At 68.8% G+C, this 25,860-nt stretch carries 23 protein-coding genes and 2 tRNA genes; 16 read left to right on the forward strand and 9 right to left on the reverse strand.

Features of this window, described 5'->3' with window-relative positions:
- Positions 1-12 precede the first annotated feature (12 nt).
- The 4 genes from yidC to rpmH are packed head-to-tail and all read right to left on the reverse strand — an operon-like array spanning position 13 to position 2,159.
- Positions 13-1,275: a membrane protein insertase YidC gene (gene yidC, locus BZL64_RS06545; RefSeq protein WP_086767057.1), complete on the reverse strand. Its 1,263-nt coding sequence runs from the start codon at positions 1,273-1,275 to the stop codon at positions 13-15.
- Between the two features lie 3 nt (positions 1,276-1,278).
- Positions 1,279-1,632 carry a membrane protein insertion efficiency factor YidD gene (yidD, locus tag BZL64_RS06550; protein ID WP_086767060.1) on the reverse strand — a complete coding sequence of 118 codons (354 nt, stop codon included), beginning with the start codon at positions 1,630-1,632 and terminating at the stop codon, positions 1,279-1,281.
- Positions 1,629-2,000, reverse strand: a complete 372-nt coding sequence (rnpA, locus tag BZL64_RS06555; protein ID WP_086767062.1) for a ribonuclease P protein component — start codon at positions 1,998-2,000, stop codon at positions 1,629-1,631. Before rnpA ends, yidD begins: the two co-directional genes overlap by 4 nt.
- 21 nt (positions 2,001-2,021) lie before the next feature.
- The gene (rpmH, locus tag BZL64_RS06560) at positions 2,022-2,159 is read right to left on the reverse strand and encodes a 50S ribosomal protein L34 (protein ID WP_014047156.1); all 138 of its coding nucleotides are present in this window, start codon (positions 2,157-2,159) and stop codon (positions 2,022-2,024) included.
- A gap of 377 nt (positions 2,160-2,536) precedes the next feature.
- Between rpmH and dnaA the strand changes: the two genes are divergently transcribed.
- The 9 genes from dnaA (at position 2,537) to BZL64_RS06610 (ending at position 15,582) form a co-directional block, all read left to right on the forward strand.
- Positions 2,537-4,480: a chromosomal replication initiator protein DnaA gene (dnaA, locus tag BZL64_RS06565; RefSeq protein ID WP_086767064.1), complete on the forward strand. Its 1,944-nt coding sequence runs from the start codon at positions 2,537-2,539 to the stop codon at positions 4,478-4,480.
- A gap of 869 nt (positions 4,481-5,349) precedes the next feature.
- Complete coding sequence (dnaN, locus tag BZL64_RS06575; protein WP_086767068.1) at positions 5,350-6,480, forward strand: DNA polymerase III subunit beta; 1,131 nt, start codon at positions 5,350-5,352, stop codon at positions 6,478-6,480.
- A 198-nt stretch (positions 6,481-6,678) separates the two neighbouring features.
- Positions 6,679-7,554: a phosphogluconate dehydrogenase (NAD(+)-dependent, decarboxylating) gene (gnd, locus tag BZL64_RS06580; protein WP_086767070.1), complete on the forward strand. Its 876-nt coding sequence runs from the start codon at positions 6,679-6,681 to the stop codon at positions 7,552-7,554.
- An 82-nt stretch (positions 7,555-7,636) separates the two neighbouring features.
- The gene (gene recF / locus BZL64_RS06585) at positions 7,637-8,758 is read left to right on the forward strand and encodes a DNA replication/repair protein RecF (RefSeq protein WP_086767072.1); all 1,122 of its coding nucleotides are present in this window, start codon (positions 7,637-7,639) and stop codon (positions 8,756-8,758) included.
- Positions 8,755-9,339, forward strand: a complete 585-nt coding sequence (locus BZL64_RS06590) for a DciA family protein (RefSeq protein WP_425276019.1) — start codon at positions 8,755-8,757, stop codon at positions 9,337-9,339. The genes recF and BZL64_RS06590 overlap by 4 nt, the downstream gene beginning before the upstream one ends.
- A gap of 466 nt (positions 9,340-9,805) precedes the next feature.
- Positions 9,806-11,866, forward strand: a complete 2,061-nt coding sequence (gene gyrB / locus BZL64_RS06595; protein ID WP_208639380.1) for a DNA topoisomerase (ATP-hydrolyzing) subunit B — start codon at positions 9,806-9,808, stop codon at positions 11,864-11,866.
- Positions 11,867-11,908: 42 nt separating this feature from the next.
- Entirely contained in the window at positions 11,909-14,503 is a 2,595-nt protein-coding gene (gene gyrA / locus BZL64_RS06600) for a DNA gyrase subunit A (RefSeq protein WP_086767076.1), read from the forward strand.
- 18 nt (positions 14,504-14,521) lie between these two features.
- Positions 14,522-15,382, forward strand: a complete 861-nt coding sequence (locus BZL64_RS06605; protein WP_086767078.1) for a DUF3566 domain-containing protein — start codon at positions 14,522-14,524, stop codon at positions 15,380-15,382.
- 123 nt (positions 15,383-15,505) lie between these two features.
- A tRNA-Ile gene (locus tag BZL64_RS06610) sits at positions 15,506-15,582 on the forward strand.
- A 459-nt stretch (positions 15,583-16,041) separates the two neighbouring features.
- Here BZL64_RS06610 and BZL64_RS06615 read toward each other — a convergent pair.
- Entirely contained in the window at positions 16,042-16,413 is a 372-nt protein-coding gene (locus BZL64_RS06615) for a DUF6344 domain-containing protein (RefSeq protein WP_086767080.1), read from the reverse strand.
- A 339-nt stretch (positions 16,414-16,752) separates the two neighbouring features.
- Between BZL64_RS06615 and BZL64_RS06620 the strand changes: the two genes are divergently transcribed.
- Both BZL64_RS06620 and BZL64_RS06625 read left to right on the forward strand, forming a co-directional pair.
- On the forward strand, positions 16,753-16,881 hold the full coding sequence (locus tag BZL64_RS06620; RefSeq protein WP_003999697.1) for a DLW-39 family protein: 129 nt from the start codon (positions 16,753-16,755) through the stop codon (positions 16,879-16,881).
- A gap of 219 nt (positions 16,882-17,100) precedes the next feature.
- Positions 17,101-18,471 (forward strand): hypothetical protein, encoded by a 1,371-nt coding sequence (locus BZL64_RS06625; RefSeq protein ID WP_244205235.1) that lies wholly within the window; start codon positions 17,101-17,103, stop codon positions 18,469-18,471.
- Here BZL64_RS06625 and BZL64_RS06630 read toward each other — a convergent pair.
- Together BZL64_RS06630 and BZL64_RS06635 are read right to left on the reverse strand one after the other, a co-directional pair.
- On the reverse strand, positions 18,435-20,000 hold the full coding sequence (locus tag BZL64_RS06630; protein WP_086767084.1) for a serine/threonine-protein kinase: 1,566 nt from the start codon (positions 19,998-20,000) through the stop codon (positions 18,435-18,437). The two genes, BZL64_RS06625 and BZL64_RS06630, sit on opposite strands and share 37 nt — an antisense overlap.
- Positions 20,001-20,200: 200 nt before the next feature.
- Positions 20,201-20,746: a helix-turn-helix domain-containing protein gene (locus tag BZL64_RS06635; protein ID WP_086767086.1), complete on the reverse strand. Its 546-nt coding sequence runs from the start codon at positions 20,744-20,746 to the stop codon at positions 20,201-20,203.
- A 182-nt stretch (positions 20,747-20,928) separates the two neighbouring features.
- Between BZL64_RS06635 and BZL64_RS06640 the strand changes: the two genes are divergently transcribed.
- Positions 20,929-21,001, forward strand: a tRNA-Ala gene (locus BZL64_RS06640).
- A 160-nt stretch (positions 21,002-21,161) separates the two neighbouring features.
- Here the strand turns inward: BZL64_RS06640 and BZL64_RS06645 are convergent.
- Positions 21,162-21,863 carry a DUF5324 family protein gene (locus BZL64_RS06645; protein ID WP_086767087.1) on the reverse strand — a complete coding sequence of 234 codons (702 nt, stop codon included), beginning with the start codon at positions 21,861-21,863 and terminating at the stop codon, positions 21,162-21,164.
- Between the two features lie 335 nt (positions 21,864-22,198).
- Between BZL64_RS06645 and BZL64_RS06650 the strand changes: the two genes are divergently transcribed.
- Positions 22,199-22,726 carry a peptidylprolyl isomerase gene (locus BZL64_RS06650; RefSeq protein WP_086767089.1) on the forward strand — a complete coding sequence of 176 codons (528 nt, stop codon included), beginning with the start codon at positions 22,199-22,201 and terminating at the stop codon, positions 22,724-22,726.
- Between the two features lie 92 nt (positions 22,727-22,818).
- Complete coding sequence (locus tag BZL64_RS06655) at positions 22,819-23,712, forward strand: rhomboid family intramembrane serine protease (RefSeq protein WP_086767091.1); 894 nt, start codon at positions 22,819-22,821, stop codon at positions 23,710-23,712.
- A gap of 255 nt (positions 23,713-23,967) precedes the next feature.
- On the opposite strand, the gene crgA is transcribed toward BZL64_RS06655, so the two are convergent.
- On the reverse strand, positions 23,968-24,222 hold the full coding sequence (gene crgA, locus BZL64_RS06660; RefSeq protein ID WP_086767093.1) for a cell division protein CrgA: 255 nt from the start codon (positions 24,220-24,222) through the stop codon (positions 23,968-23,970).
- A gap of 142 nt (positions 24,223-24,364) precedes the next feature.
- Between crgA and BZL64_RS06665 the strand changes: the two genes are divergently transcribed.
- Together BZL64_RS06665 and BZL64_RS06670 are read left to right on the forward strand one after the other, a co-directional pair.
- Positions 24,365-25,153, forward strand: coding sequence for a DUF881 domain-containing protein (locus tag BZL64_RS06665; RefSeq protein WP_086767095.1), 789 nt, complete (start codon positions 24,365-24,367; stop codon positions 25,151-25,153).
- Between the two features lie 29 nt (positions 25,154-25,182).
- Positions 25,183-25,860, forward strand: coding sequence for a class E sortase (locus BZL64_RS06670; protein WP_086767097.1), 678 nt, complete (start codon positions 25,183-25,185; stop codon positions 25,858-25,860).

The raw sequence follows: 25,860 nt of genomic DNA on the forward strand, positions 1-25,860 counted from the left end.
ATGGGCTCCTTCTTACTTCTTGGACGGGGACTTGGGGCGCTGCGGGCCGCCCTTGCGCTGCCCGGACTGAGCCTTGCTACGGCCACCGCCGGAGCCGGCCTTCGGCTTGGCGGCGCCGGCGGGCTTGGCATCCTGCGGCTCGTCGGACTTGATCAGCGAGGTGGGCTCGTCGGTCGCCTTGGCCGTCCCGGACTGGCGCTGGGACTTGCTCTGGCGCTTGGGCTGCTGCCGCCGGGCCGTGACCGTCGTGGCCTCGCCGTCCTCGGTCAGGGTGACGGTCTGGGTCTCGCCCTTCACCACGGTGCCGTCGGGCTGGGCCGCCAGACCCGCCTTGCTCAGACCGTTGATGAACTTGCGCTCATAGTCGTTGCGGTCCCGGCCCTTGGCCACGATCGCCTTGACGATGGCCTTCTGGCCACGGCCACGGATCTTGCCCTGGTTCGTGACGTGCTTGTGCAGGCGCTCCAGGTAGGCCGCCTGGGCCTTCGAACCCGGGGTCGGGTTGTTGCGGATCACGTACATCTGCTGGCCCATGGTCCACACGTTGGTGGTCAGCCAGTAGACGAGGACACCGACCGGGAAGTTGATACCGAAGACCGCGAACATGACCGGGAAGACGTACAGCAGCATCTTCTGCTGCTGCATGAACGGCGTCTTCACCGAGGTGTCGACGTTCTTCGTCATCAGCTGGCGCTGCGTGAAGAACTGCGAGGCCGACATCAGGACGATCATGATCGCCGTGACGATGCGGACGCTGGACAGCGAGGCGTCGAGCGCGGCGACGTCCGAGGCGCTGTCGGTGAACTTCGCGGCCAGCGGGGCGCCGAAGATGTGCGCCTTCTGCGCGCTCTGCAGCAGGCTCTCGTTGATCACCCCAATGGTGTCACCGTTGGCGATGCTGTTGAGCACGTGGTACAGAGCGAAGAAGAACGGGGACTGCGCCAGGATGGGAAGGCACGAGGAGAGCGGGTTGGTACCCGCCTCCTTGTACATCTTCATCATCTCTTCGGACTGGCGCTGCTTGTCGTTCTTGTAGCGCTCCTGGATCTTCTTCATCTCGGGCTGCAGTGTCTGCATCGCCCGCGTCGCCTTGATCTGCTTCACGAAGAGCGGGATCAGGCAGATCCGGATCAGGATCACCAGGGACACGATGGACAAGCCCCAGGCCCACCCGGTGTCGGCGCCGAAGATGGCGCCGTACACCTTGTGGAACTGGACGATGACCCAGGAGACGGGTGTGGTGATGAAACTGAAGAGGCTGGCAATCGTGTCCACTAATCATGCTCCTTGGGCATGGGACGGTGTCTCTGCGGCCGGGCTTGAAGAAGGCTTCTCTTCGGTGGCCGTTTCGGCGGCGGAGGGCCCGCCCTTGCGTGCGCGCCATGTGTTGCGCAGCATCTCGTGCCATCGCGGACGCTTGCGCGGCGGGACATGGTCCACGCCGCCGAGCGACCAGGGATTGCACCGCAGGATGCGCCAGGCGGTGAGTGCCGTTCCCTTGACCGCACCGTGCCGGTCGATGGCGGTGAAGCCGTAGTGGGAGCACGACGGGTAGTACTTGCACACCGGCCCGAGCAGTGGACTGATCGTCCACTGGTAGAGCTTGATCAAGGCCAGCAGCGGGTACTTCATCGCGCGCCCCCTCCTAGTAGCCGTTGAAGGGCGGCATCGAGGTCTTGGGCCAGCTGTGCGTGGTCGGCGTCACCCGCACCGGGCAGCGCCCGTACGACTACCAGGCTACCGGGGGGAAGGAGAGCGACTCGGTCGCGCATCAGATGACGCAGTCTGCGCTTCACCTTGTTGCGCACGACCGCTCCGCCCACGGCCTTGCTGACGACGAAACCCGCACGTGTCGGGGGAGCGCTCTCCCCAGGCGCGTGCGGGTCCGTGGCACCGCTTTTAAGGTGGACGACGAGAGTCGGGCGGCCTGCCCGACGACCCCGTCGTACCGCGGTCGCAAAGTCCTCGCGCCGCCTCAGCCGATGCTCGGTAGGCAGCACGACGTCATGACCTGATCAGGCTCAGGCGGACAGGTTGGCGCGACCCTTGCCGCGGCGGTTCGCGAGAATCGCGCGACCGGCACGGGTGCGCATCCGCAGGCGGAAGCCGTGGGTCTTGGCACGACGACGGTTGTTCGGCTGGAAGGTGCGCTTGCTCACTCGGGGGCTCCAGAAATCAATCGGTGGTGGCGGGGTGCCGTCCTGGCTGTCACCGTGCGCCCACGAGGTAGCTCGCGGTCAACGCCCGAGTGCACCGCTTCCCGATCACCTGACGCGATCTGTGCCCATCGGAGGCAGGCGGCAGCAGCCATCGACAACTCGACCTGGTCACGGTACGCGCGGCTACGCCATCCGGTCAAACCGGCGGCCGTGGGAGACACTGTCCACAGGCTGGGGACAACAACTTGAACCGTACCCGTCGGCCTGACTACCGTGGCTGAACTCCGATTCGTTCCTTTGTCCCTGCCCGCACCCGATGCGAATCCCCCACCGTCCCACCGTCACACGAACGTGGGACCCACGAGAGAGCGTGCCCTGTGGCTGACGTACCTGCCGATCTTGCCGCAGTGTGGCCACGAGTACTGGAGCAGCTCCTCGGTGAGGGCCGCGGCCAGGGTGTCGAGGTGAAGGACGAGCACTGGATCAGGCGCTGCCAGCCGCTCGCCCTGGTCGCGGACACCGCCCTGCTCGCCGTGCCCAACGAGTTCGCGAAGGGTGTGCTGGAAGGCCGCCTCGCCCCGATCGTCAGCGAGACACTGAGCCGCGAGTGCGGCCGGCCCATCCGCATCGCGATCACCGTCGACGACTCCGTGGGCGAACCTCCGGCGTCGTCGGGATCGTCGCGCTACGACGAATCCGAACGTCCGTCCGGCCAGTACGACGGCCCGCGCGACAACCCGTACCAGGGCTACGGCCGGCACCGCGCCGATCAGTCCCAGGGGGGCGGCGACCAGGGCCCCCGCCAGGACCAGCTGCCGACCGCGCGGCCCACCTACCCGTCGGAGTACCAGCGGCCCGAGCCCGGCGCGTGGCCCCGGCAGGGGCAGGACGACTACGGCTGGCAGCAGCAGCGCCTCGGTTTCCCCGAACGCGACCCGTACGCGTCGCCGTCACAGGACGCGTACGGCGGGTCCGGGCAGGACTCCTACGGCCCGCCGTCCCAGGACGCGTACGGGTCCCAGGACCAGGACTCGTACGGCCCGCCCTCGCAGGACTACCGGCCGCAGGCCATGGACCGGCCGCCCTACGACCGCTCGCCCTACGACCAGCAGCGCTCGGAGTACCAGCAGTCGCGCCCCGAGTACGACCAGCGCGACCCCGCCCGGCGTGAGATGCCCGATTCCTCGGGCGGCGGGCATCCGCACCGCGGACCGGGCGGTCACGGTCAGACCGGCGCGCCCGGTCCGCTGGGCGCGAAGTCCGCGCCGGCGAGCGGCCCCGGCGAACCGACGGCCCGGCTCAACCCGAAGTACCTCTTCGACACGTTCGTCATCGGCGCCTCGAACCGCTTCGCGCACGCCGCCGCGGTCGCCGTCGCCGAGGCGCCCGCGAAGGCGTACAACCCGCTCTTCATCTATGGGGAGTCAGGTCTCGGCAAGACGCACCTGCTGCACGCCATCGGGCACTACGCGCGCAGCCTCTATCCGGGCACGCGGGTGCGGTACGTCAGCTCGGAGGAGTTCACCAACGAGTTCATCAACTCCATCCGCGACGGCAAGGGCGACAGCTTCCGCAAGCGGTACCGCGAGATGGACATCCTGCTCGTCGACGACATCCAGTTCCTGGCGGACAAGGAGTCGACGCAGGAGGAGTTCTTCCACACCTTCAACACGCTCCACAACGCCAACAAGCAGATCGTGCTGTCCAGCGACCGGCCGCCCAAGCAGCTGGTGACGCTGGAGGACCGGCTGCGGAACCGTTTCGAGTGGGGCCTGATCACGGACGTCCAGCCGCCCGAACTGGAGACCCGGATCGCGATCCTGCGCAAGAAGGCGGTGCAGGAGCAGCTCAACGCCCCGCCGGAGGTGCTGGAGTTCATCGCGTCCCGGATCTCGCGCAACATCCGCGAGCTGGAGGGCGCGCTGATCCGGGTGACGGCGTTCGCGTCGCTCAACCGGCAGCCGGTGGACCTCGGGCTGACCGAGATCGTCCTGAAGGACCTGATGCCCGGCGGCGACGACTCGGCGCCCGAGATCACGTCGACGGCCATCATGGGCGCGACGGCCGACTACTTCGGGCTCACGGTCGAGGATCTGTGCGGCACCTCCCGTGGCCGCGCACTGGTGACGGCCCGGCAGATCGCGATGTACCTGTGCCGTGAGCTGACGGATCTCTCGCTGCCGAAGATCGGCGCCCTGTTCGGCGGCCGTGACCACACCACGGTGATGCACGCGGACCGCAAGATCCGCAATCTGATGGCGGAGCGGCGCTCCATCTACAACCAGGTGACCGAGCTGACGAACCGCATCAAGGCGGGCTGACAGGGCCGCACGGACCCGTCGAGGGCGTTCCGGGAGCTGTTCCCGGGGCGCCCTTCGTCGTGCCAGGCGTCGGCGCCCGGTCATCCGCTGTTCGAATAGTCGCCGGGTTACGGCCACTCTCCACAGATTCGGTGACTTTCTTCCGTCCACAACCTGGGGACTGCGAAGTTGTCCAGATCCTGTCCACAGGCGGCGTGGGTGAAAGAGAATCGGGGCAGGTCACCTGGCTGTGGATTCGTGGACAAAAGTTTTCCACAGCCTGTGGATGAATTCACCGTCCACAGGCTGTGCACGAAGTTGTCCACCGGTAACCCACAGGCTGCGGCCGGTTGTCCCCAGCGATCACCGGCTTCTCCACATGGCTGTCCACTGTTCGGCAACGTGAGGCGCCTCCTCACCGGGTCGAGTGAAAGGCGTCACACGAAGGTGCCGAGGGGGCCTGTGGGAAAGACCGCCAAACCTGGGGACGGTCCTGGGGAGAAGTCGCCCCTCCCTGTGCATGGAGTGTGCAGAACTTTCTGTTCTCCACAGAAGACCCGAGTTGTCCACCGCCTCCGTCCCCAGGGCCAGTGGATAAAATATCGGGTCTGACCTGCGGAAACGGGGTTATCCACGGTATCCACAGCCCCTACTACTACTCCCAACTAGAGAGAGCGAGAAGTCCGGTTCGAAGGAGGGGCTGTGCACAACTCGCTGTCCGGGGCCCGGCTGCTCCTCGTCACGACTTGACCCGAGGGGCACCTACTGTCAGTGCTGTGCGTCAGACTGGACCCCGGTGGTCCTTCCCCTCACCGGGACCGACGACACCGAGACAGACGACGAAAGCCAGGCAGGGCGAGAAGCGCCGGCAACAGCAGGAGGCGGCAAGAGTGAAGATCCGGGTGGAACGCGACGTACTCGCGGAGGCAGTGGCCTGGGCGGCGCGCAGCCTCCCGGCCCGGCCGCCGGCGCCTGTCCTCGCCGGCCTCCTGCTGAAGGCCGAGAACGGAGCCCTCAGCCTCTCCAGCTTCGACTACGAGGTCTCCGCACGCGTGTCGGTGGAGACCGAGGTCGAGGAGGAGGGCACGGTCCTCGTCTCCGGCCGGCTGCTCGCAGACATCTGCCGCGCCCTGCCGAACCGGCCGGTGGAGATTTCCACAGACGGTGTACGGGCCACGGTGGTCTGCGGCTCCTCGCGGTTCACCCTGCACACACTGCCTGTGGAGGAGTACCCGTCGCTGCCCCAGATGCCGAACGCGACGGGCACGGTCCCCGGCGAGGTCTTCGCCGCCGCCGCCGCCCAGGTCGCCATCGCGGCCGGCCGTGACGACACCCTGCCCGTCCTCACCGGTGTGCGCATCGAGATCGAGGGCGACACCGTCACCTTGGCCTCCACCGACCGCTACCGCTTCGCGGTCCGCGAGTTCCTGTGGAAGCCGGAGAACCCGGAGGCCTCCGCGGTCGCCCTGGTGCCCGCCAAGACGCTCCTGGACACCGCCAAGGCGCTCACGAGCGGCGACAGCGTCACCATCGCGCTGTCCGGCTCGGGCGCGGGTGAGGGCCTCATCGGCTTCGAGGGCGCCGGCCGCCGTACGACGACGCGCCTCCTGGAGGGCGACCTCCCGAAGTACCGCTCGCTGTTCCCGACGGAGTTCAACTCCATCGCGGTGATCGAGACGGCCCCCTTCGTGGAGGCCGTCAAGCGCGTGGCGCTGGTCGCCGAGCGCAACACCCCGGTGCGGCTCAGCTTCGAGCAGGGCGTGCTGATCCTGGAGGCCGGCTCCAGCGACGACGCACAGGCTGTGGAGAGGGTCGACGCCCAGTTGGAGGGCGACGACGTCTCGATCGCCTTCAACCCGACCTTCCTGCTGGACGGCCTCAGCGCCATCGACTCCCCGGTGGCCCAGCTGTCCTTCACGACGTCCACCAAGCCCGCGCTGCTCAGCGGCAGGCCGGCGCTGGACGCCGAGGCGGACGAGGCCTACAAGTACCTGATCATGCCGGTCCGCCTCAGCGGCTGACCCGCCCGCCTTGTCCACAGGCCGTGGAGGAACGGTTCCCGGCCTGTGGGTGAAGCCGTAGAAGCCGCAGGTGAGCGCGCGAATGGGGCCGTACGTTTGAGCGCGTATGCCCACAGGTGTGCGTGACGGTCCGGGTTTAGGCTCGGACATGGGTACGAAGGTGCCCCACACGCCACACAGCGACCTAAGGAACAACTGATGGAGCTCGGTCTCGTCGGCCTCGGCAAGATGGGCGGCAACATGCGTGAGCGGATCCGCCGCGCAGGCCACACCGTCATCGGATACGACCGCAACCCGGACCTCGCCGATGTGCACAGCCTCTCCGAGCTTGTGGGCAAGCTCAAGGGCCCGCGCGTCGTCTGGGTGATGGTCCCGGCCGGTGCCGCCACCCAGACGACCGTCGACGAGCTGGGCGAGCTGCTGGAGCCGGGCGATGTCGTCGTGGACGGCGGCAACTCCCGCTGGACGGACGACGAGAGGCACGCCGAGGAGCTGGCGGCCAAGGGCATCGGCTTCGTCGACTGCGGCGTCTCCGGCGGCGTCTGGGGCCTGGAGAACGGCTATGCGCTGATGTACGGCGGTGACGCGGAGAACGTCGCCAAGGTGCAGCCGGTCTTCGACGCGCTCAAGCCCGAGGGTGACTTCGGTGCGGTGCACGCGGGCAAGGTCGGCGCCGGCCACTTCGCGAAGATGGTCCACAACGGCATCGAGTACGCCATGATGCAGGCCTACGCCGAGGGCTGGGAGCTGCTGGAGAAGGTGGACTCGGTCACCGACGTCCGCGAGGTGTTCCGCTCCTGGCAGGAAGGGACCGTCATCCGGTCCTGGCTCCTCGACCTCGCGGTCAACGCTCTCGACGACGACGAGCACCTCGACAAGCTGCGCGGCTACGCGCAGGACTCCGGCGAGGGCCGCTGGACCGTCGAGGCGGCCATCGACAACGCCGTGCCGCTCCCGGCGATCACGGCGTCCCTGTTCGCGCGGTTCGCCTCCCGTCAGGAGGACTCACCGCAGATGAAGATGATCGCCGCGCTGCGCAACCAGTTCGGCGGCCACGCGGTCGAGAAGAAGTAGTCCAGCGGGCCGTTTCCGCGGCCCCTCACAGGATCGTTTGTTTCGGCGGTCCACAACGCCGGGGGAGGTCGGCGAAACGACCATGCACGTCACGCATCTGTCGCTGGCCGACTTCCGCTCGTACGCCCGGGTCGAAGTCCCGCTCGACCCGGGCGTCACCGCGTTCGTGGGCCCCAACGGGCAGGGCAAGACGAACCTCGTCGAGGCCGTCGGCTATCTCGCCACCCTCGGCAGTCACCGGGTCGCCTCCGACGCTCCCCTGGTGCGCATGGGCGCCGAGCGCGCCGTCATCCGGGCGCAGGTCCGCCAGGGCGAGCGGCAGCAGCTGGTCGAGCTGGAGCTGAACCCCGGCAAGGCCAACCGGGCCCGTATCAACCGGTCCTCGCAGGTCAAGCCGCGTGATGTGCTGGGGATCGTCCGGACCGTGCTGTTCGCGCCCGAGGACCTCGCCCTGGTGAAGGGCGATCCCGGTGAGCGCCGCCGGTTCCTCGACGAGCTGATCACCGCGCGCTCCCCGCGGATGGCGGGCGTGCGCTCCGACTACGAGCGGGTGCTCAGGCAGCGCAACACCCTGCTGAAGTCCGCCGCGCTGGCGCGCCGGCACGGTGGCCGGACCATGGACCTGTCCACGCTCGACGTGTGGGACCAGCACCTCGCGCGCGTGGGCGCCGAGCTGCTCGCCCAGCGTCTCGACCTGATCGCCGCGATCCAGCCGCTCGCCGACAAGGCGTACGAACAGCTGGCCCCGGGTGGCGGCCCGGTCGCGCTGGAGTACAAAGCGTCGGCGCCGGGCGAGGCGCACACGCGCGAGGACCTCTACGAGCAGTTGATGGGCGCGCTCGTGGACGTCCGCAAGCAGGAGATCGAACGGGGCGTCACGCTCGCGGGTCCGCACCGGGACGATGTGCTGCTCAAACTCGGTCAGCTGCCCGCCAAGGGATACGCCTCCCACGGCGAGTCCTGGTCCTACGCGCTCGCGCTGCGGCTGGCCTCCTACGACCTGCTGCGGGCCGAGGGCAACGAGCCGGTCCTGGTGCTCGACGACGTCTTCGCCGAGCTGGACACCCGGCGGCGTGAGCGGCTGGCCGAGCTGGTCGCGCCCGGTGAGCAGGTGCTGGTCACGGCCGCCGTCGACGACGACGTACCGCATGTGCTCGCGGGCGCGCGGTACTCCGTGGCGGAGGGGTCGGTGGAGCGCGTATGACGGCGCAGGAGCCGAAGAAGTCGCCCGATGCGAAGACGTCGCCCGATGCCAAGGCGGCTCCGGAGCCGAAGAGAATGCCCGAGCCCTCCGGTGTCGATCTCGCGCGCGTGGCGCTGCGGGCGGCGCGCGAGCAGGCACGCGCGCGGGGGGATGCGGCGCAGCAGAAGAAGCAGGCGCGGCGCGGGGGCGGTCTGCGCTCCGGGGCGCGCGCGGACGGCCGCGACCCCATGGCGCTCGGCTCGGCGATCAACCGGCTCCTCACCGAGCGGGGCTGGGAGGCGCCGGCCGCGGTGGGCGGGGTGATGGGGCGCTGGCCGCAGATCGTCGGTGAGGACATCGCCAAGCACTGCGAACCGGAGCGGTACGACGAGGACGAGCGGGTGCTGTTCGTGCGCTGCGACTCCACGGCCTGGGCGACGAACCTGCGGCTGCTCGCCCCGACGCTGGTCGCCCGCCTCAACGAGGACCTCGGCCACGGCAGGGTGCAGCACATCAGGGTGCAGGGCCCGGCGGGTCCGGTCCGTCGCTACGGCCCTCTGCGGGCCCCGGGCAGCAAGGGGCCCGGAGACACCTACGGGTGACATGCGTCACGTGCTGCGGCCGGGACGGTGCTGTCGTACCGTCCCGGCCGTCGTCTTTCGGGGACCGTGTGGCCCGGTGCGGGGCTTGCCGTCCGCAGGCGTGCGGAGCCCGTCCGGAAGAGTCCGCGCGGGTCCGGACGGGGTGGTGTGCGCGGAGTTGACTCGCCAGTAGCCAAGGGTTGACACCTGGAAGCGCTGAGTGCCTCCGTGAGCCTCTTGGAAGCCCGTTCCGTATATGGGGACCCGGCGGAGACCAGTTGAGGGCGGCACATGCGGACTCAGGTACCGGCAAACCCCCATCACTGTCGGCGCTACCGGTAGACTGGAAGCGAATCCCGCCCCAAACGTGGGGACCGCCCGGGAAACGCTGAGCAACGCTGATCAAGGCTTACCAACGCAACATGCCGCAGCCGCTCCGGCAACCCGCCGACGAGCCCGGCTCGTGCTGTGCCAGAAAGGGCGCTTCGTGGCCGATTCCGGCAACCCCAACGAGAACATCCCGTCCACCGACGCCGGCGTCGTCCGCGCGGCCATGACCCTCGGCAGCGAGGTCACGGCCTCCTACGACGCCAGTGCCATCACCGTCCTCGAGGGCTTGGACGCGGTCCGCAAGCGACCCGGTATGTACATCGGTTCGACCGGCGAGCGCGGCCTGCACCACCTCGTGTACGAGGTCGTGGACAACTCCGTCGACGAGGCGCTGGCCGGCCACGCGGACACGATCGACGTGACGATCCTGGCCGACGGCGGCGTCCGAGTGATCGACAACGGCCGTGGCATCCCGGTCGGCATCGTTCCCTCGGAGGGCAAGCCGGCCCTGGAGGTCGTCCTGACCGTGCTGCACGCGGGCGGCAAGTTCGGCGGCGGCGGCTACGCGGTCTCCGGCGGTCTGCACGGCGTGGGCGTCTCCGTGGTGAACGCCCTGTCGAGCAAGGTCTCCGTGGAGGTCCGCACCGACGGTCACCGGTGGACCCAGGAGTACAAGATGGGCGTCCCCACGGCGCCGCTCTCCAAGCACGAGGCGATCGAGGAGACCGGCACGTCGGTCACCTTCTGGGCCGACGGCGACATCTTCGAGACCCTCGAGTACTCCTTCGAGACGCTGTCGCGGCGCTTCCAGGAGATGGCGTTCCTCAACAAGGGTTTGACGATCAAACTCACCGACGAGCGCGAGTCGGCGAAGGCCACCGCCGGCGCGGACGAGGCGGGTGCGGACGACAAGGACGAGGTCAAGACCGTCACGTACCACTACGAGGGCGGCATCGTCGACTTCGTGAAGTACCTCAACTCCCGCAAGGGCGAAGCGGTGCACCCGACGGTGATCGACCTCGAGGCGGAGGACAAGGACAAGAGCCTGTCCCTCGAGGTCGCGATGCAGTGGAACAGCGGCTACAGCGAGGGTGTCTACTCGTTCGCCAACATCATCCACACGCACGAGGGCGGTACGCACGAGGAGGGCTTCCGCGCGGCGCTGACCAACCTGGTCAACAAGTACGCGCGCGACAAGCGGCTGCTGCGCGAGAAGGACGACAACCTCACGGGTGACGACATCCGCGAGGGTCTGACCGCGATCATCTCGGTGAAGCTGAGCGAGCCCCAGTTCGAGGGCCAGACCAAGACCAAGCTCGGCAACACGGAGGCCAAGACCTTCGTCCAGAAGGCGGTCTACGAGCACCTCAACGACTGGCTGGACCGCAACCCGGTCGAGGCGGCGGACATCGTCCGCAAGGGCATCCAGGCGGCCACCGCGCGCGTGGCGGCCCGCAAGGCCCGCGACCTCACGCGCCGCAAGGGCCTGCTGGAGTCGGCGTCCCTGCCGGGCAAGCTCTCCGACTGCCAGTCGAACGACCCCACCAAGTGCGAGATCTTCATCGTCGAGGGTGACTCCGCCGGCGGCTCGGCCAAGTCCGGCCGCAACCCGCAGTACCAGGCGATCCTCCCGATCCGCGGCAAGATCCTCAACGTCGAGAAGGCCAGGATCGACAAGATCCTGCAGAACCAGGAGATCCAGGCCCTGATCTCCGCGTTCGGCACGGGCGTTCACGAGGACTTCGACATCGAGAAGCTCCGCTATCACAAGATCATCCTGATGGCGGACGCCGACGTCGACGGCCAGCACATCAGCACTCTGCTGCTGACCTTCCTGTTCCGCTTCATGCGGCCGCTGGTCGAAGCCGGGCACGTGTACCTCTCCCGTCCCCCGCTCTACAAGATCAAGTGGGGCCGGGACGACATTGAGTACGCGTACTCCGACCGCGAGCGCGACGCGCTGCTCGAGATGGGCCGCCAGCGCGGCAAGCGGGTCCGCGAGGACTCGATCCAGCGCTTCAAGGGCCTCGGCGAGATGAACGCCGAGGAGCTGCGCATCACCACGATGGACCAGGAACACCGCGTCCTCGGCCAGGTCACCCTCGATGACGCCGCACAGGCCGACGACCTGTTCTCGGTCCTCATGGGCGAGGACGTCGAGGCGCGCCGCGCCTTCATCCAGCGCAACGCCAAGGACGTCCGCTTCCTCGACATCTGAGTCGGTCTCAGCTGACCGGACCAGGAAGGATCAACACCAGCAATGACCGACGAGAACACTCCCGTCAGCCCTGAAGAGGGCGGCGAAATCGCCATGCGCATCGAGCCCGTCGGGCTCGAGACGGAAATGCAGCGCTCGTACCTCGACTACGCGATGTCCGTCATCGTCTCGCGTGCGCTGCCGGACGTCCGCGACGGCCTCAAGCCCGTCCACCGCCGTGTCCTGTACGCCATGTACGACGGCGGCTACCGCCCCGAGCGAGGCTTCTACAAGTGCGCCCGCGTCGTCGGCGACGTCATGGGCAACTACCACCCGCACGGCGACTCCTCGATCTACGACGCGCTGGTCCGCCTCGCGCAGTCGTGGTCGATGCGCATGCCGCTCGTGGACTCCAACGGCAACTTCGGCTCGCCGGGCAACGACCCGGCGGCGGCCATGCGCTACACCGAGTGCAAGATGGCGCCGCTGTCGATGGAGATGGTCCGCGACATCGACGAGGAGACCGTCGACTTCACGGACAACTACGACGGCCGCTCCCAGGAGCCGACCGTCCTGCCGGCCCGCTTCCCGAACCTGCTGATCAACGGTTCGGCCGGTATCGCGGTCGGCATGGCGACCAACATCCCCGCGCACAACCTGCGCGAGGTGGCGTCCGGTGCCCAGTGGTACCTGGAGAACCCGGAGGCCTCGCACGAGGAGCTCCTGGACGCGCTGATCGAGCGCATCAAGGGCCCCGACTTCCCGACCGGCGCCCTCGTCGTCGGCCGCAAGGGCATCGAGGAGGCTTACCGCACGGGCCGTGGCTCCATCACCATGCGCGCGGTCGTCGAGGTCGAGGAGATCCAGAACCGCCAGTGCCTGGTGGTCACGGAGCTGCCCTACCAGGTCAACCCGGACAACCTCGCGCAGAAGATCGCCGACCTGGTGAAGGACGGCAAGATCGGCGGCATCGCGGACGTCCGTGACGAGACCTCGTCGCGCACGGGCCAGCGCCTGGTGATCGTCCTCAAGCGCGACGCGGTCGCCAAGGTCGTCCTGAACAACCTGTACAAGCACACCGACCTCCAGACGAACTTCGGCGCCAACATGCTGGCGCTGGTCGACGGTGTGCCGCGCACGCTGTCCCTGGACGCGTTCATCCGCCACTGGGTGACGCACCAGATCGAGGTCATCGTCCGCCGTACGAAGTTCCGGCTGCGCAAGGCCGAGGAGCGGGCGCACATCCTGCGCGGCCTGCTGAAGGCCCTGGACGCCATCGACGACGTCATCGCGCTGATCCGGCGCAGCGACACCGTCGACATCGCGCGCACGGGCCTGATGGAGCTCCTGGAGATCGACGAGATCCAGGCGAATGCCATCCTCGAGATGCAGCTGCGCCGGCTGGCCGCCCTGGAGCGTCAGAAGATCGTCCAGGAGCACGACGAGCTCCAGGCGAAGATCACCGAGTACAACGCGATCCTCGCCTCGCCGGTCCGGCAGCGCGGCATCGTCAGCGCCGAGCTGGCCGCGATCGTCGAGAAGTACGGCGACGACCGCAAGACCCAGCTGATCCCCTACGACGGTGACATGTCCATCGAGGACCTCATCGCCGAGGAGGACATCGTCGTCACCGTCACGCGCGGTGGCTACGTCAAGCGGACCAAGGCCGACGACTACCGGGCGCAGAAGCGCGGTGGCAAGGGCGTACGGGGCGCGAAGCTGAAGGAGGACGACATCGTCGACCACTTCTTCGTCTCCACCACGCACCACTGGCTGCTGTTCTTCACCAACAAGGGCCGCGTCTACCGCGCGAAGGCCTACGAGCTGCCCGACGCGGGGCGCGACGCGCGTGGACAGCACGTGGCGAACCTGCTGGCCTTCCTGCCGGACGAGTCGATCGCCGAGATCCTCGCGATCCGCGACTACGAGGCGGCGCCGTACCTGGTCCTGGCCACCAAGGGCGGTCTGGTCAAGAAGACGCCTCTGAAGGATTACGATTCGCCGCGTTCCGGCGGTGTCATCGCGATCAACCTGCGGGAGCGGGAGGACGGATCCGACGATGAACTGATCGGAGCCGAACTCGTCTCGGCCGATGATGATCTACTGCTGATCAGCAAGAAGGCCCAATCGATCAGGTTCACCGCGTCGGACGACACTCTGCGCCCGATGGGCCGTGCCACCTCGGGCGTCAAGGGTATGAGTTTCCGTTCGAGCGACGAGCTGCTCTCGATGAATGTTGTTCGACCCGGTACGTTCGTGTTCACTGCCACAGACGGTGGGTACGCGAAGCGGACCAACGTCGACGAGTACCGCGTCCAGGGTCGCGGTGGCCTGGGAATCAAGGCTGCCAAGATCGTGGAGGACCGCGGTTCGCTGGTCGGCGCGCTGATCGTCGAGGAGACGGACGAGATCCTCGCCATCTCGCTGTCCGGCGGTGTGATTCGTACGCGAGTCAACGAGGTCAGGGAGACGGGCCGTGACACCATGGGCGTCCAACTGATCAACCTGGGCAAGCGCGATGCCGTGGTCGGCATCGCACGTAACGCCGAGGCGGGGCGCGAGGCGGTGGAGATCGACGGCGACGTAGCCGTCGAAGAGACCGTCGAGGACGCCGCGACCAGCGGCACGGACGAGGGTGAGGCGCCCTCGACCGAGTAGCACGAGGAGTGAGTCATCGTGAGCGGAGCCACGGGCGCCGGTTCGGTCGGAACATCGGCCGGCACCTCTGCCGACCCTTCGGCCGGTACCTCCACCGGTACGGAAACGGACGGCGGCCGTGGCTCCGCCGCGGTGACCAAGGACGCGCGTACGACCGAGGCGCGGACCACCGACGGGCGGGGAACCGACGCCCGGACGGCCGACGCGCGCGCGACGGATCCGCACACGACCAACCTCCAGGCGATCAAGTCACCCGCGAAAGACTCGCACTCGCCCGACACGCATGGATCCCAGGGGGGAACTGTGACGGACACCCGAGGTCCGCAGACCCAGCAGTACGCGGCCGGCACGGGCAAGGCCGGTCCCGAGGCCCAGCCGGCCTCCCCGCTGCCCGGTGAACGCCAGGGACAGCAGCCCGCCGGGCCCTACCACCCGCCGCAGGCCTACTCGACTCCCGCCCCGGCCGGCGCGGTCCGCCGACCGCGCACCGGCGCCCGGACCACACCCCGGGTGCGCAAGGCGCGGCTGCGGGTGGCGAAGGCCGACCCGTGGTCGGTGATGAAGGTCAGCTTCCTGCTCTCCATCGCGCTGGGGATCTGCACGATCATCGCGTCGGCCGTCCTGTGGATGGTCATGGACGCGATGGGCGTCTTCTCGACGGTCGGCGGCACGATCTCGGAAGCGACCGGTTCCAACGAGTCGAACGGCTTCGACCTCCAGTCCTTCCTCTCCCTGCCCAACGTGCTGCTGTTCACGACGGTCATCGCGGTCATCGACGTCGTCCTCGCGACGGCTCTCGCGACGCTCGGCGCGTTCATCTACAACCTCTCCGCGGGCTTCGTGGGCGGCGTCGAGCTGACCCTCGCCGAAGACGAGTGACTTAGCCGTCGGCGTCGTTCCAAACCTTCGCCGAACCTCCGGCGACAACCGATTTTGGGACTGCCCACGTCGTGCGCTAATCTTCAGGGGTCAGCGCGCGGGACATACACCGCAGAGCGCGGCGGGGCTATAGCTCAGTTGGTTAGAGCGCATCCCTGATAAGGATGAGGCCACAGGTTCAAATCCTGTTAGCCCCACCAGTACGAAGGCCCCCAACCATCAGGTTGGGGGCCTTCGGCGTGTGAGCGCGGGGAGTTGCGCGGGATCGGGAGCGGGGCGGCCCCAGAGTCCCGATGTTCTGGGTGCGGCGGCTGTGGGGCCTGCCGCGGTGAGGGTGCGGCGGCTGTGGGGCCTGCCGCGGTGAGGGTGTGGCGGCCGGGAGGTCGGGCCGGGCGCTGCGGGGAGCACCCGGGGATGGCTGGGCGCGTCGGCCGGAGGGCCGGAGAGCCGGCGGACCGGCCAGCTTGCGGTGTGTTCGGTGGCCGGCGGACCGGCCGGCGTGCGGCGGTGTGTTCGGTGGCCGGGTGGGCCGGTTCGGGGGCGGACATGGCGAAGGCCCGGTTGCTCCAGGGGAGCTGCCGGGCCTGCATCGTGCGGCTGTACGCAAGTTCGCCGTTACGTCGTGATCGTGGTGGGGTGCGGCACGGTGTGCCGGGGTGTCAGCGCTGCAGGGGTACGGCGGGCTCGGCGGCGGGGCCGGTCTCGAGGTCGTCGCAGGAGGCCGTGAGGTGGTCGTCCGCTTCCGTCTCGGGGAGCGGGCGGTGGCGACAGCTGGGGGACTTGCCGTGGGCCTCGGCATGGATGCGCTGCTTCATCGTGGGGGGCAGGGATCGGGCGAGGATCCAGGCCCAGGGTGAGGAGGCCGCCACGTTCGCCGGTACGGCGCTGCCGGTCTCGCTGCTGTTGCGCATCGGCTCGCTCTGCGCTACCGCCGCCGTGGCGGTGGTGGTGACGAGTCCGAGCGCCGTGCACAGCGCGAGGAAGGCGGTGACGATGACGGTCCACAGCTTCATGACCCGGTTGTCGGTCATGGCCCCTCACTTTCGGGTTGGGCGATTTGCGTACTTTCCTCATGATGTGTATGAGGGACGCGAAGTGGTGGACCAACGCTCGTGGCGTGGCGTTGTTCCGATGAACACCACCCGGATGGGCGCAAGTGGGCCGATAGCCCCCCGAAGGCGGGCGAAGTCACCGTCCGTGCGGATGTGATCACCCTCCGATCCGAGGGTCTGATCCTCTGCCGACGGCCGGTCTACTGGGCTGTCGAGGGCGGGAGTTGAGGGGCCGACGCAGGTCACCGATCGGTATCGGCCGGTGTGTATAGTCGGGCGCCAGAAGTCCCCTACGTCAAGGAAAGACGAGGTCGCGCGGTGAAGAAGCTTCTCCTGGTCGCACTGGCCGCCATCGGCGGGCTCCTCGTGTACCGCCAGATCCAGGCGGATCGCGCCGAGCAGGATCTGTGGACGGAGGCGACCGACTCCGTGCCCACGGGTTCTTGAGTACCGATACCGAAAACTGATCAGACCCCGGCCGCTCAGCGCGGTCGGGGTTTTGTGTTGCGGGGAATCCCCGACCCGGCTAGAGGCAGTCGCCACGGATCGAAGGCATCCGTTTCGGACGTTCGTGCGGGATGCGCGGGTGCCCTGTGGGCCGGCAGGGCAGGATGGCCCACGGCCGGGTCCGGACAGGGCCCGTGCGCGAGGGCGAGGGGGCGTGTGATGGGCCGGCGCAGGGGGTGGGCGACCGCGCTTCGCGAAACCGTGGTGCGGACGGCGGCCGGGCGGATCACCGCGGTGGCGGCGGCGTTCTGCGTGGCCTCGGCCGGGCTGCCGGGCACCGTGGCCGAGGCCGCCGGTACTGCGGAGGCGCCGCCCTACGCCTTCGACCGGAACGCCCGCGCCATCACCGCCGCCAAGGGCACGACCGACGCCGTACGCCTGGAGCCGGGCACCACGTACCGCAGTGCTCTCACGGGCCGCGAGAAGGCGTACTACAGGCTGGAGCTCGACGCCGCGGAGACCTCGTACGTCTCCGTCACCGCCGTCCCGCGCGCGGGCACCACGCTCGCCAGCGGCGACGGCATCACGGTGTCCGTGCAGAACGCCGACAGCGGCAGCTGCTCCTACGACACCGTGACCGTGGGCGCGTCCAGGGAAGCGCACCCGGTCACGGCCTGGGGGGCGCGGGAGATCCTGGCCGGCAAGGGGCTGTGCCAGGAAGCCGGCACCTACTTCCTCGTGGTCGAGCGCACCGAGACCGGCACCGAGGACGGACAACCCTGGGAGCTGGAACTCACCCCCGTGTCCGAGCCACCGTCAACCGGCACCGGTGCGACGAGCGTGCCCGAGGTGTGGAACTCCGCCACGCCCGCGCCCCTCGTAGAGGAACCCGTGAACCGTCCGGGCGGCGCGGGCTTCTCCGACGCGACCGCCGTACGGCAGGGCGTCTGGCGGGACGAGATCGTCCCCGGCCAGACCCTGTTCTACAAGGTGCCCGTCGACTGGGGACAGCAGCTGTACGCCACCGTCGACCTGGACAGCGCGGGCACCGACTCCGGATTCGTGGTGCCCGCGCTGGACCTGACGGCGTACAACCCGGTGCGTGCCGAGATCGCCGATACGAGCATCGGCTACGGCGGCACCCAGAAGTCGACCTCCCTGCCGCCCCTGCCACCCGTCCGCCACGTCAACCGGTACGCCCCCACCAACCCCACGCAGAGCCTGCGGTTCGCGGGCTTCCACTACCTCGCCGTGTACCTCTCGGCGCACGTCGCGGAACGCTTCGGCGACGGTCCCTACGGCGTGAAGCTGCGCGTCCGGATCGACGGGACCGCGCAGGCCGGACCGGCGTACCAGGGCGGATCGGTGCCGGACGGCATGTTCGACACCGGCGCGCGGGGCGGGCGGAGCACCTCGCCGGGCGATGCGGACGACGCCGCTGGTGGTGGCGACGACGCGATGACGGCGATCGCCGTGGGCGGCCTCGGCACCGGCAGCGCCCTGCTGCTGGTGCTCGGCGTGTGGACGGTGACGGCCCGGCGCCGCGCCTCCGCTCAGATCCGGGCCAGCGCCCAGAACCCGATGGCATAGCAGGCCAGAGCGAGCAGCAGGAGCGGCAGCGCGACCTTGGCGGGTGGTCCGGGACGCCGGGCCGACCGGGCCCGGCGGTGACCCCCGCGCCGGACGCGTTCCGGCTCCGCCGAGAGAGGGGGAGCCTGCGCGTCCTGAGCGGTGTACGAAGCGGTGGAGGTCTCGCCGTGCCGCTCGACCGCCGCAGGCCGGGGCGGCAGCACGAAGGTGGCGTCGCCCGGGGGTACGAGGGCCGGCCGCGGGGCCGTACCCGGGTACAGAGGGGGCGCCAGAGGGAAACTGCCGGCGTCCGACATGGAACGGCCGGGACCGGCGGACGAGGCCTCCACGGGCTGACGTGGGCCGCGCGCCGAGGAATGCGTGACGTGCCGCGGATCGGAGGACGCCGGTACGGCTTCGACGCCCGTGCCGCTCGGTACGGCCCCCGTACCCGCCCCCGGCCCGACAGGCTGCACGGGAGCTGCCGCGGAAGGCTGCACCTGGGGCGGTCCCGGCGGCGGGGCCGGAGTCCCGGACGTCACGGAGGCCGTGCCCGGCCACGCCGGAAGGGGATCCCGGTCCGGCCGGGCGGGTGTCGACCCGCTGGTGTCCTGCCGCAGGGACGTCCGGCCGAAGGATGCCGGCGTCCCGGCCACTCCCGGCGCCGGCTTCGAGGGTCCCTGCGGACCGAACCCCTCCGGCAGCGGCCCGAGTTGGTCGAATATCTCGATCTGTTCGTCGTCCGGGCCCGGTTCGGGGAGCAGCTCGACGGCCGCGGCCAGGGCCTTGCGCGCACCCGTGGCCGTGCGGAAGCGAGCCTGTGGGTCCGGCTGCAGGAGCATGGCCACGACCTGCCACAGCGGCTCGGGAACTCCCTTGGGAGCACCCGGAGTTCCATGCTCCGCGAAGTACTGGAGAAGTGCTTTGGCGTCCGGCTTGGCACCCTCCAGGAGATACAGGGCGACCAGACCCACGGCGAAGAGGTCGGCGGGGAAGTCGGGCTCGGCGCCCATCATCTGCTCGGGGGCGAGGTAACCGGGCGTTCCCACCACGAGGTTGGTCTCGGTCAGGCGCGGTTCACCCAGCCGCATCGCGATGCCGAAGTCGGACAGCCGCAGCCGCGGCCTGGCCGTGCCGGTGGCCTCCAGCAGGATGTTGGCCGGCTTGATGTCACGGTGGACGACGCCTTCCGCGTGGACCGCGGAGAGCCCGGCCAGCAGTTGGTCGACGAGGGTGCAGACGAACAGGGGAGGGAGGGGCCCGTAGTCGCCCACGAGGTGGACCAGGGAGCCCCCGGCGACCAGGTCCATGGTGAAGAGGACCTTGTCGTCGTCGGCGGCCCAGCTGGCGGGGGCGAGGACATGAGGATGGTCGATCCGCAGTGCCTGCTCGCGCACGAAGCGGAGCAGCGCGTGGGCGTCGCTCTGCTGAAGTACCTTCGCGGCCACATAGCGGCGACGGCGATGGTCCCAGGCACGCCAGACGGCGCCGACCCCTCCGCGCCCGATCGGGTCGGCCAGTTCGTAGCGTGCGGCGAAGACCTCACCCATGGCGGTGCGTCGCTCCTCCCCCTCGCGAATCCCCCTGCTGTCCCCTCGCTACCCGGTGATGAGTGATACGACCCCCGTGGCCCGTCACGAACCGGCTCGCGTCATCCCGCGGCGAAGTGCGCCACCCCGGCGCCCCTCGCGGTACCGCACTGTGCCGTCGGCCCGGTCGCCGAACCCCCTTCGGTCACCGGGCCGGGGGCTCAGTTCTGGTGGGACTGGTAGTGCGCCACGGCGTCCGAGGTGCGGCCGGCGCCGTAGACCTTGAGGAACTCTGCCAGTTCCGGGTGGGTCGGGGCGAGGGTGTCGGCAGCGTCGATGATGTCGCCGGCGGCGGCCACCGAGCGCAGCAGCGACTGGATCTCACGGACGACCCGCTTGACCGTGGGCGCACCCGACCCGCTGGTCGTCTGCGTGGTGTTGAGCACCGATCCCCCTTGCGACCGCTTGATCTCGTCCATACGGTCGGTCGCCTCGGCGGCGCTGACGCTGCCGTCCGCGACCTGGGCCGCCAGCTCCTGCAACAGCTGCACCCGCTGCACGACCGCGGGGTTGCCGATCTTCGCCCGCTGCCCGCTCATCAGCTGGGACAGCATCGGTGCCGACAGTCCCAGTACCCCCGCGAGACGAGCCTGGTTGAGACCAAGATCGTCTATGAGCTTACGGAAGAGCGCCCCCAGCGGCTCCCCGTACCAGTTCCGCTGCAGTTCCCGCGCTCTCGCGGTGGCTTCCTGCTGTGCGGCGTCCATGTGCGTCTCCCCATCGCTTCCCCAAGAAACCGCGGTTCGCTGTAGCGAACCACGCGGAGCATCTTACGGAGAGTGGTCATCCGCGGGGACCCCAATCTTTTTGCGAGATACCGGGGGTGACCCGGTACTGTGGTCCTCGGCGCCCACCGGGATCGTTTCCTCCGGTCGGCCGCTTCCCGCGAGGGGCCTTAGCTCAGTTGGTAGAGCGCTGTCTTTGCATGGCAGATGTCAGGGGTTCGACTCCCCTAGGCTCCACATCGAAAGAGCCCCTCCGTCCGGTGACCACCGGACGGAGGGGCTCTTTTCTCGAGCTGTGGGGCTGGGGGGCTGGCCGGCTGTCGGGCTGCACGGCTGTTTCACGTGAAACAGCCGTGCAGGCGTGCAGGTGTGGAGAAGGCGGAGAAAGCGGAGAAGCTCAGCCGCGGTCCTCGCGGTTCGAGGTCTCCTCGTCCTCCTTCGCCTGCACCTCGGGGTCGAGCGCCGAGGTCTCGCCGGTGCCGTCCACGGAGGTCAGACCGCCCGCGGCGGGTACCTCGGTGGCGGCGGGCGGCTCGACCAGCCAGTCCGGGTTGGCCTGCTTGTCCCACCACTTCCAGGCGGCGAAGGCGCTTCCGCCCACCAGACCGACCATCGCCAGCACCTTGGCGATCTTGCCGGCCTTGGCTCGGCGGCGGTGCTTGCGCACCAGCTTCTGGATGTCCTTCGGGGTCACCTGGCCGCGCAGGGCGGCCATCGCGGCGACGCTGCGGGCGGCGGCCTCCCCCTTCACGGGCCCGGCCGCGGCCATCGCCTGTTCGAGCTTCGGCCGGGAGTAGTCGGCGGCCTGCCGGGCGGCCAGGCGCGTGCGGCAGGCAGCCTCATGGGCGGCCTGGTCGACCTTCGGCGGGACATGCGCCATCGCCTGCTCAAGGCGGGGCGCCACTCGGGCGTCGTACTGGACGCGGGCCTGTTCGGCGGCTTGGGACACCTTGGGCGCTAGCCGTACGCGGGCCTCGTGCGCGTAGAGCGCGGCCCTCTCCTTGGCCGTGTCGGCGTAGGGCGCCACCACTTCCGCGGCGTGCAGCACGCTGTCCTTCGCCGAACCGGTCGCGGCGCGCACGCTGTCGATGCGGGTCACGGGTTCCTCCTCCTCGGTGGCGTACGGTATTTCGACTTTCCACCCTTTTACGGATCATGCCTGCCGACGGCCTCCGGGGCATGCGCGGACGGGCATACGGGTGCCGGACGTCCCGAGTTGTCTTGATCGGATACAAGAGCAGGTGAATACGGGGCAACGGGAACTTGTCGTCGACAATGCCACGGATCGGCCCGCCTTGCCCCCGTCCCGGACGGGTCCGGCGCTTTTCCGTAGCCGAAGTGGGCGGTTCCTGTGCACGCGGTGGCAGCCGGGCGACGGGCCGCCGCAGGCGTGCGAGGATCGATGGGTTACAGGAAGACAACGGAAGGCAGATCGTGGCCGAGCAGCTTTACGCCACCCTGAAGACCAGCCAGGGTGACATCCAGGTCAGGCTCTTCCCGGACCACGCGCCCAGGACGGTCAAGAACTTCGTCGACCTCGCCACCGGGGGACGGGAGTGGACCCACCCCGCCACCGGTGAGACGTCCTCGGCCGAGCTCTACGACGGCACGGTCTTCCACCGGGTGATGAGCGGATTCATGATTCAGGGCGGTGACCCGCTGGCGAACGGCACGGGCGGACCCGGCTACCAGTTCGAGGACGAGTTCCACCCGGACCTGCGCTTCGACCGGCCGTATCTGCTGGCGATGGCCAACGCGGGCCCAGGCACCAACGGCTCGCAGTTCTTCATCACCGTCTCCCCGACGGCCTGGCTGAACCGCAAGCACAGCATCTTCGGCGAGGTCACCGACCCGGCGAGCCAGAAGGTGGTGGACGCGATCGCGGGCGTCGAGACCAACCCGCGCACCCACCGTCCGCTGAAGGACATCGTCATCGAGTCGGTCGTCGTCGAAACGCGCTAGCTCGCCCGCGGTCCCCACGGGAACCAATCGCCCCGCTCGTCCGTAAGGACGGTCGGGGCACAGCCTTGTTCACGAAGAGATCGGGGGAGCACATGGATCAGGCCTCAGGAAGCCGGCCGGATGACGCCCAGAGCGGTGTGCCGGTCTGCTACCGGCACGCGGGCCGCGAGACCGGCGTGCGCTGCACGCGCTGCGAGCGCCCGATCTGCCCCGAGTGCATGGTGAGTGCCTCCGTCGGCTTCCAGTGTCCGGAATGTGTGCGTAACGGGTCCGGCACCGGGCACGCCCCCGACGCGAACCGCCCCCGCACCCTCGCCGGCGGGACCGTCGAGGCGGACCCGCATCTGGTCACCAAGGTCCTCATGGGCCTCTGTGTCGCGGTGTTCGTGGTGCAGATGGCCGTCGGGGACCGGTTCACCGACCGGTTCAGCCTGCTGGGGCTGGCGTACGTGCCAGAGCTGGGCTCCGTGCAGGGCGTCGCCGACGGTCAGCCGTACCGGCTGCTGACCTCGATGTTCCTGCACCTGGACTACTTCCACATCCTCTCCAACATGCTCAGCCTCTGGTTCATCGGCCGGTATGTGGAGGAAGCGCTCGGCCGCACCCGCTATCTCGCCCTCTACCTGCTGTCCGGTCTGGCGGGCGGCGCGCTGGCCTACCTGCTCAACGAACCCAACGCGCCCTCGCTGGGTGCTTCGGGCGCCATCCTCGGGGTCTTCGGCGCCCTCGCCGTCCTGATGCGTCAGCAGCGCTACGACATGCGGCCCATCGTCGCCATGCTGGTGATCACGCTGATCATCACCTTCGGGTGGAGCAACATCTCCTGGGAGGCCCATGTCGGCGGCTTCGTCGGCGGTGCCGTCATCGGTCTCGCCATGGTCCATGCCCCCCGCAGCCGACGGGCCCTGGTCCAGTACGGCACCTGTGCGCTGGTGCTGGCCGCGGTCGTGGTCGTCACCCTCCTGAGGACCGCCCAGCTCACCTGAGCGACCCCGGACCTCACGTTGTCCACAGCGAGTGCCCGATCTTGTGCATACCGTGCGAGAACAACAGTGCCCCCTGTCACTGACCTGTGTTTCCGCAGGTCAGGCAGGGGGCGAACATGTTTTCGACTGTTGGCCGTTCTTCACACCGGCGTCAACATCCGGGAGGTTATCCACAGATGGTCGTTCTTTTTCCCCACTGTGGAAAACCGCTGTGGATAACTCAGTGGATACCCGTGGGGAGAGCTGGTGCGGGAGCTACTTCCACTGGGTCGAGACGCCGAAGCCGGCGGCGATGAAGCCGAAACCGACCACGATGTTCCAGTTGCCCAGAGCGTCGATGGGCAGCGACCCGTCGGTCACGTAGAACACGACGATCCAGGCGAGTCCGATGAGGAACATCGCCAGCATGACCGGCGCGACCCAGGCACGGCTGTTGAGCTTGATGGCGGTCGCCTGCTTCGCGGGCGGCGGCGTGTAATCGGCCTTCTTGCGGATACGTGACTTCGGCACGAGGGTCTCTCCTGTCGATGCGCTGCGTGGCCGCGCAGGGTACTGGGTCGGGCTCGGGGCAGCGTACAAGGGGACACTGACCTGCTCCCCCGGGCGTCCGTTAGCGTAGTGCTTCTACGGCGCCTAAGGAGATAAGGGTACGTTGAGCAATTCTGCCGACTTCCCCGGGACGGGTTCAACGGGGTCCGCTCCCGGCCGCCGTCCGCGCTTCCGTCCGGTCCGTGTTCTCACCGCCGGCGTCTTCGCCCTCGCCGGGCTCATCTTCTTCACCAGCTTCGACACCGCCAAGGGCACCGACATCCGCACGGACGCCTCCCTGCTCAAGCTGTCCGACCTCATCCAGGAGCGCAGTCACAAGAACGGCCAGGCGGAGGAGTCCAACTCGGCCCTGCGCGGCCAGGTCGAGTCACTGGCCGAGGCCGACGACGGCAGCACCCGGGCCGAGGACGAGAAGCTGACCAAGCTCGAGGACGCGGCGGGCACCCGGAAGGTCAAGGGCAGGGCGGTCACCGTCACGCTCAACGACGCCCCGCCGAACGCCACCGCCAAGCTCCCCGGTTACCCGGAGCCCCAGCCCGACTATCTGGTCATCCACCAGCAGGACCTCCAGGCCGTGGTGAACGCCCTCTGGCAGGGCGGCGCCGAGGGCATCAAGGTCATGGACCAGCGGCTGATCTCCACCAGCGCCGTGCGCTGCGTCGGCAACACCCTGATCCTCCAGGGCCGCGTGTACTCCCCGCCGTACAAGATCCAGGCGGTGGGGGACCCGGAGAAGCTCCAGCAGGCGCTCGCGGACTCCAAGGCGATCCAGAACTACATGGTGTACGTCAACGTCTACGGGCTCGGCTGGAAAGTCACCGAGGACGGCACGGTGACTCTTCCCGGCTACTCGGGCACAGTGGATCTGCACTACGCGAAGCCGGTGGAGTAGCCGGACCAGCCGCCGCTCGGGAGCCGCCGGTGCGTGTGATCGTCAGAACCGTCAGCGAACTGTTCATCACCGTCGGCACCGTGATCGTCCTCTTCGTCGCCTACGTGCTCTTCTGGACCGGCGTGCAGGCCGACCGCGTCATGGACGACCAGATCGACAGCCTCCAGCAGCAGTGGGCGCGGGAGCCCGCTGCGGCGCCCCGCGCCTCCGCGAGCCCGGCGCCGCCGAAGCCGTACTCGAAGGGGAAGCCCTTCGCGATCATGTACATCCCGAGGCTTGGTTTCACGTGGAACAAGCCGGTGCTCGAAGGGACCGGCGCGGCCACCCTGAAGAAGGGGCTCGGCCATTACGCGGGTACCACGCGGCTCGGGCAGACCGGGAACTTCTCCGTCGCAGGTCACCGGCGTACGTACGGCGACCCTCTCAAGGACTTTCCGAAGCTGCGGCGCGGGGATGCGGTGGTGCTGACGGACGGCACGACCTGGTTCACGTATCGGATCGATCAAGGGCCGTACAAAACAGTGCCCACGGACGTCGAGGTGATCGACCCTGTGCCACGTAAGTCGGGGTATACGCGTCCCGGACGCTATCTGACGCTGACGACGTGCGAACCCGAGTGGGGGCACAGTCACCGGCTGATCGTCTGGGCACACCTGGACTCCACACAGCCTGTGGAGGCAGGCAGACCGAAGGCTCTCCGCCGTTAG

The organism is Streptomyces bobili, assembly GCF_002154575.1.
In the GTDB taxonomy this organism is placed as follows: domain Bacteria; phylum Actinomycetota; class Actinomycetes; order Streptomycetales; family Streptomycetaceae; genus Streptomyces; species Streptomyces bobili.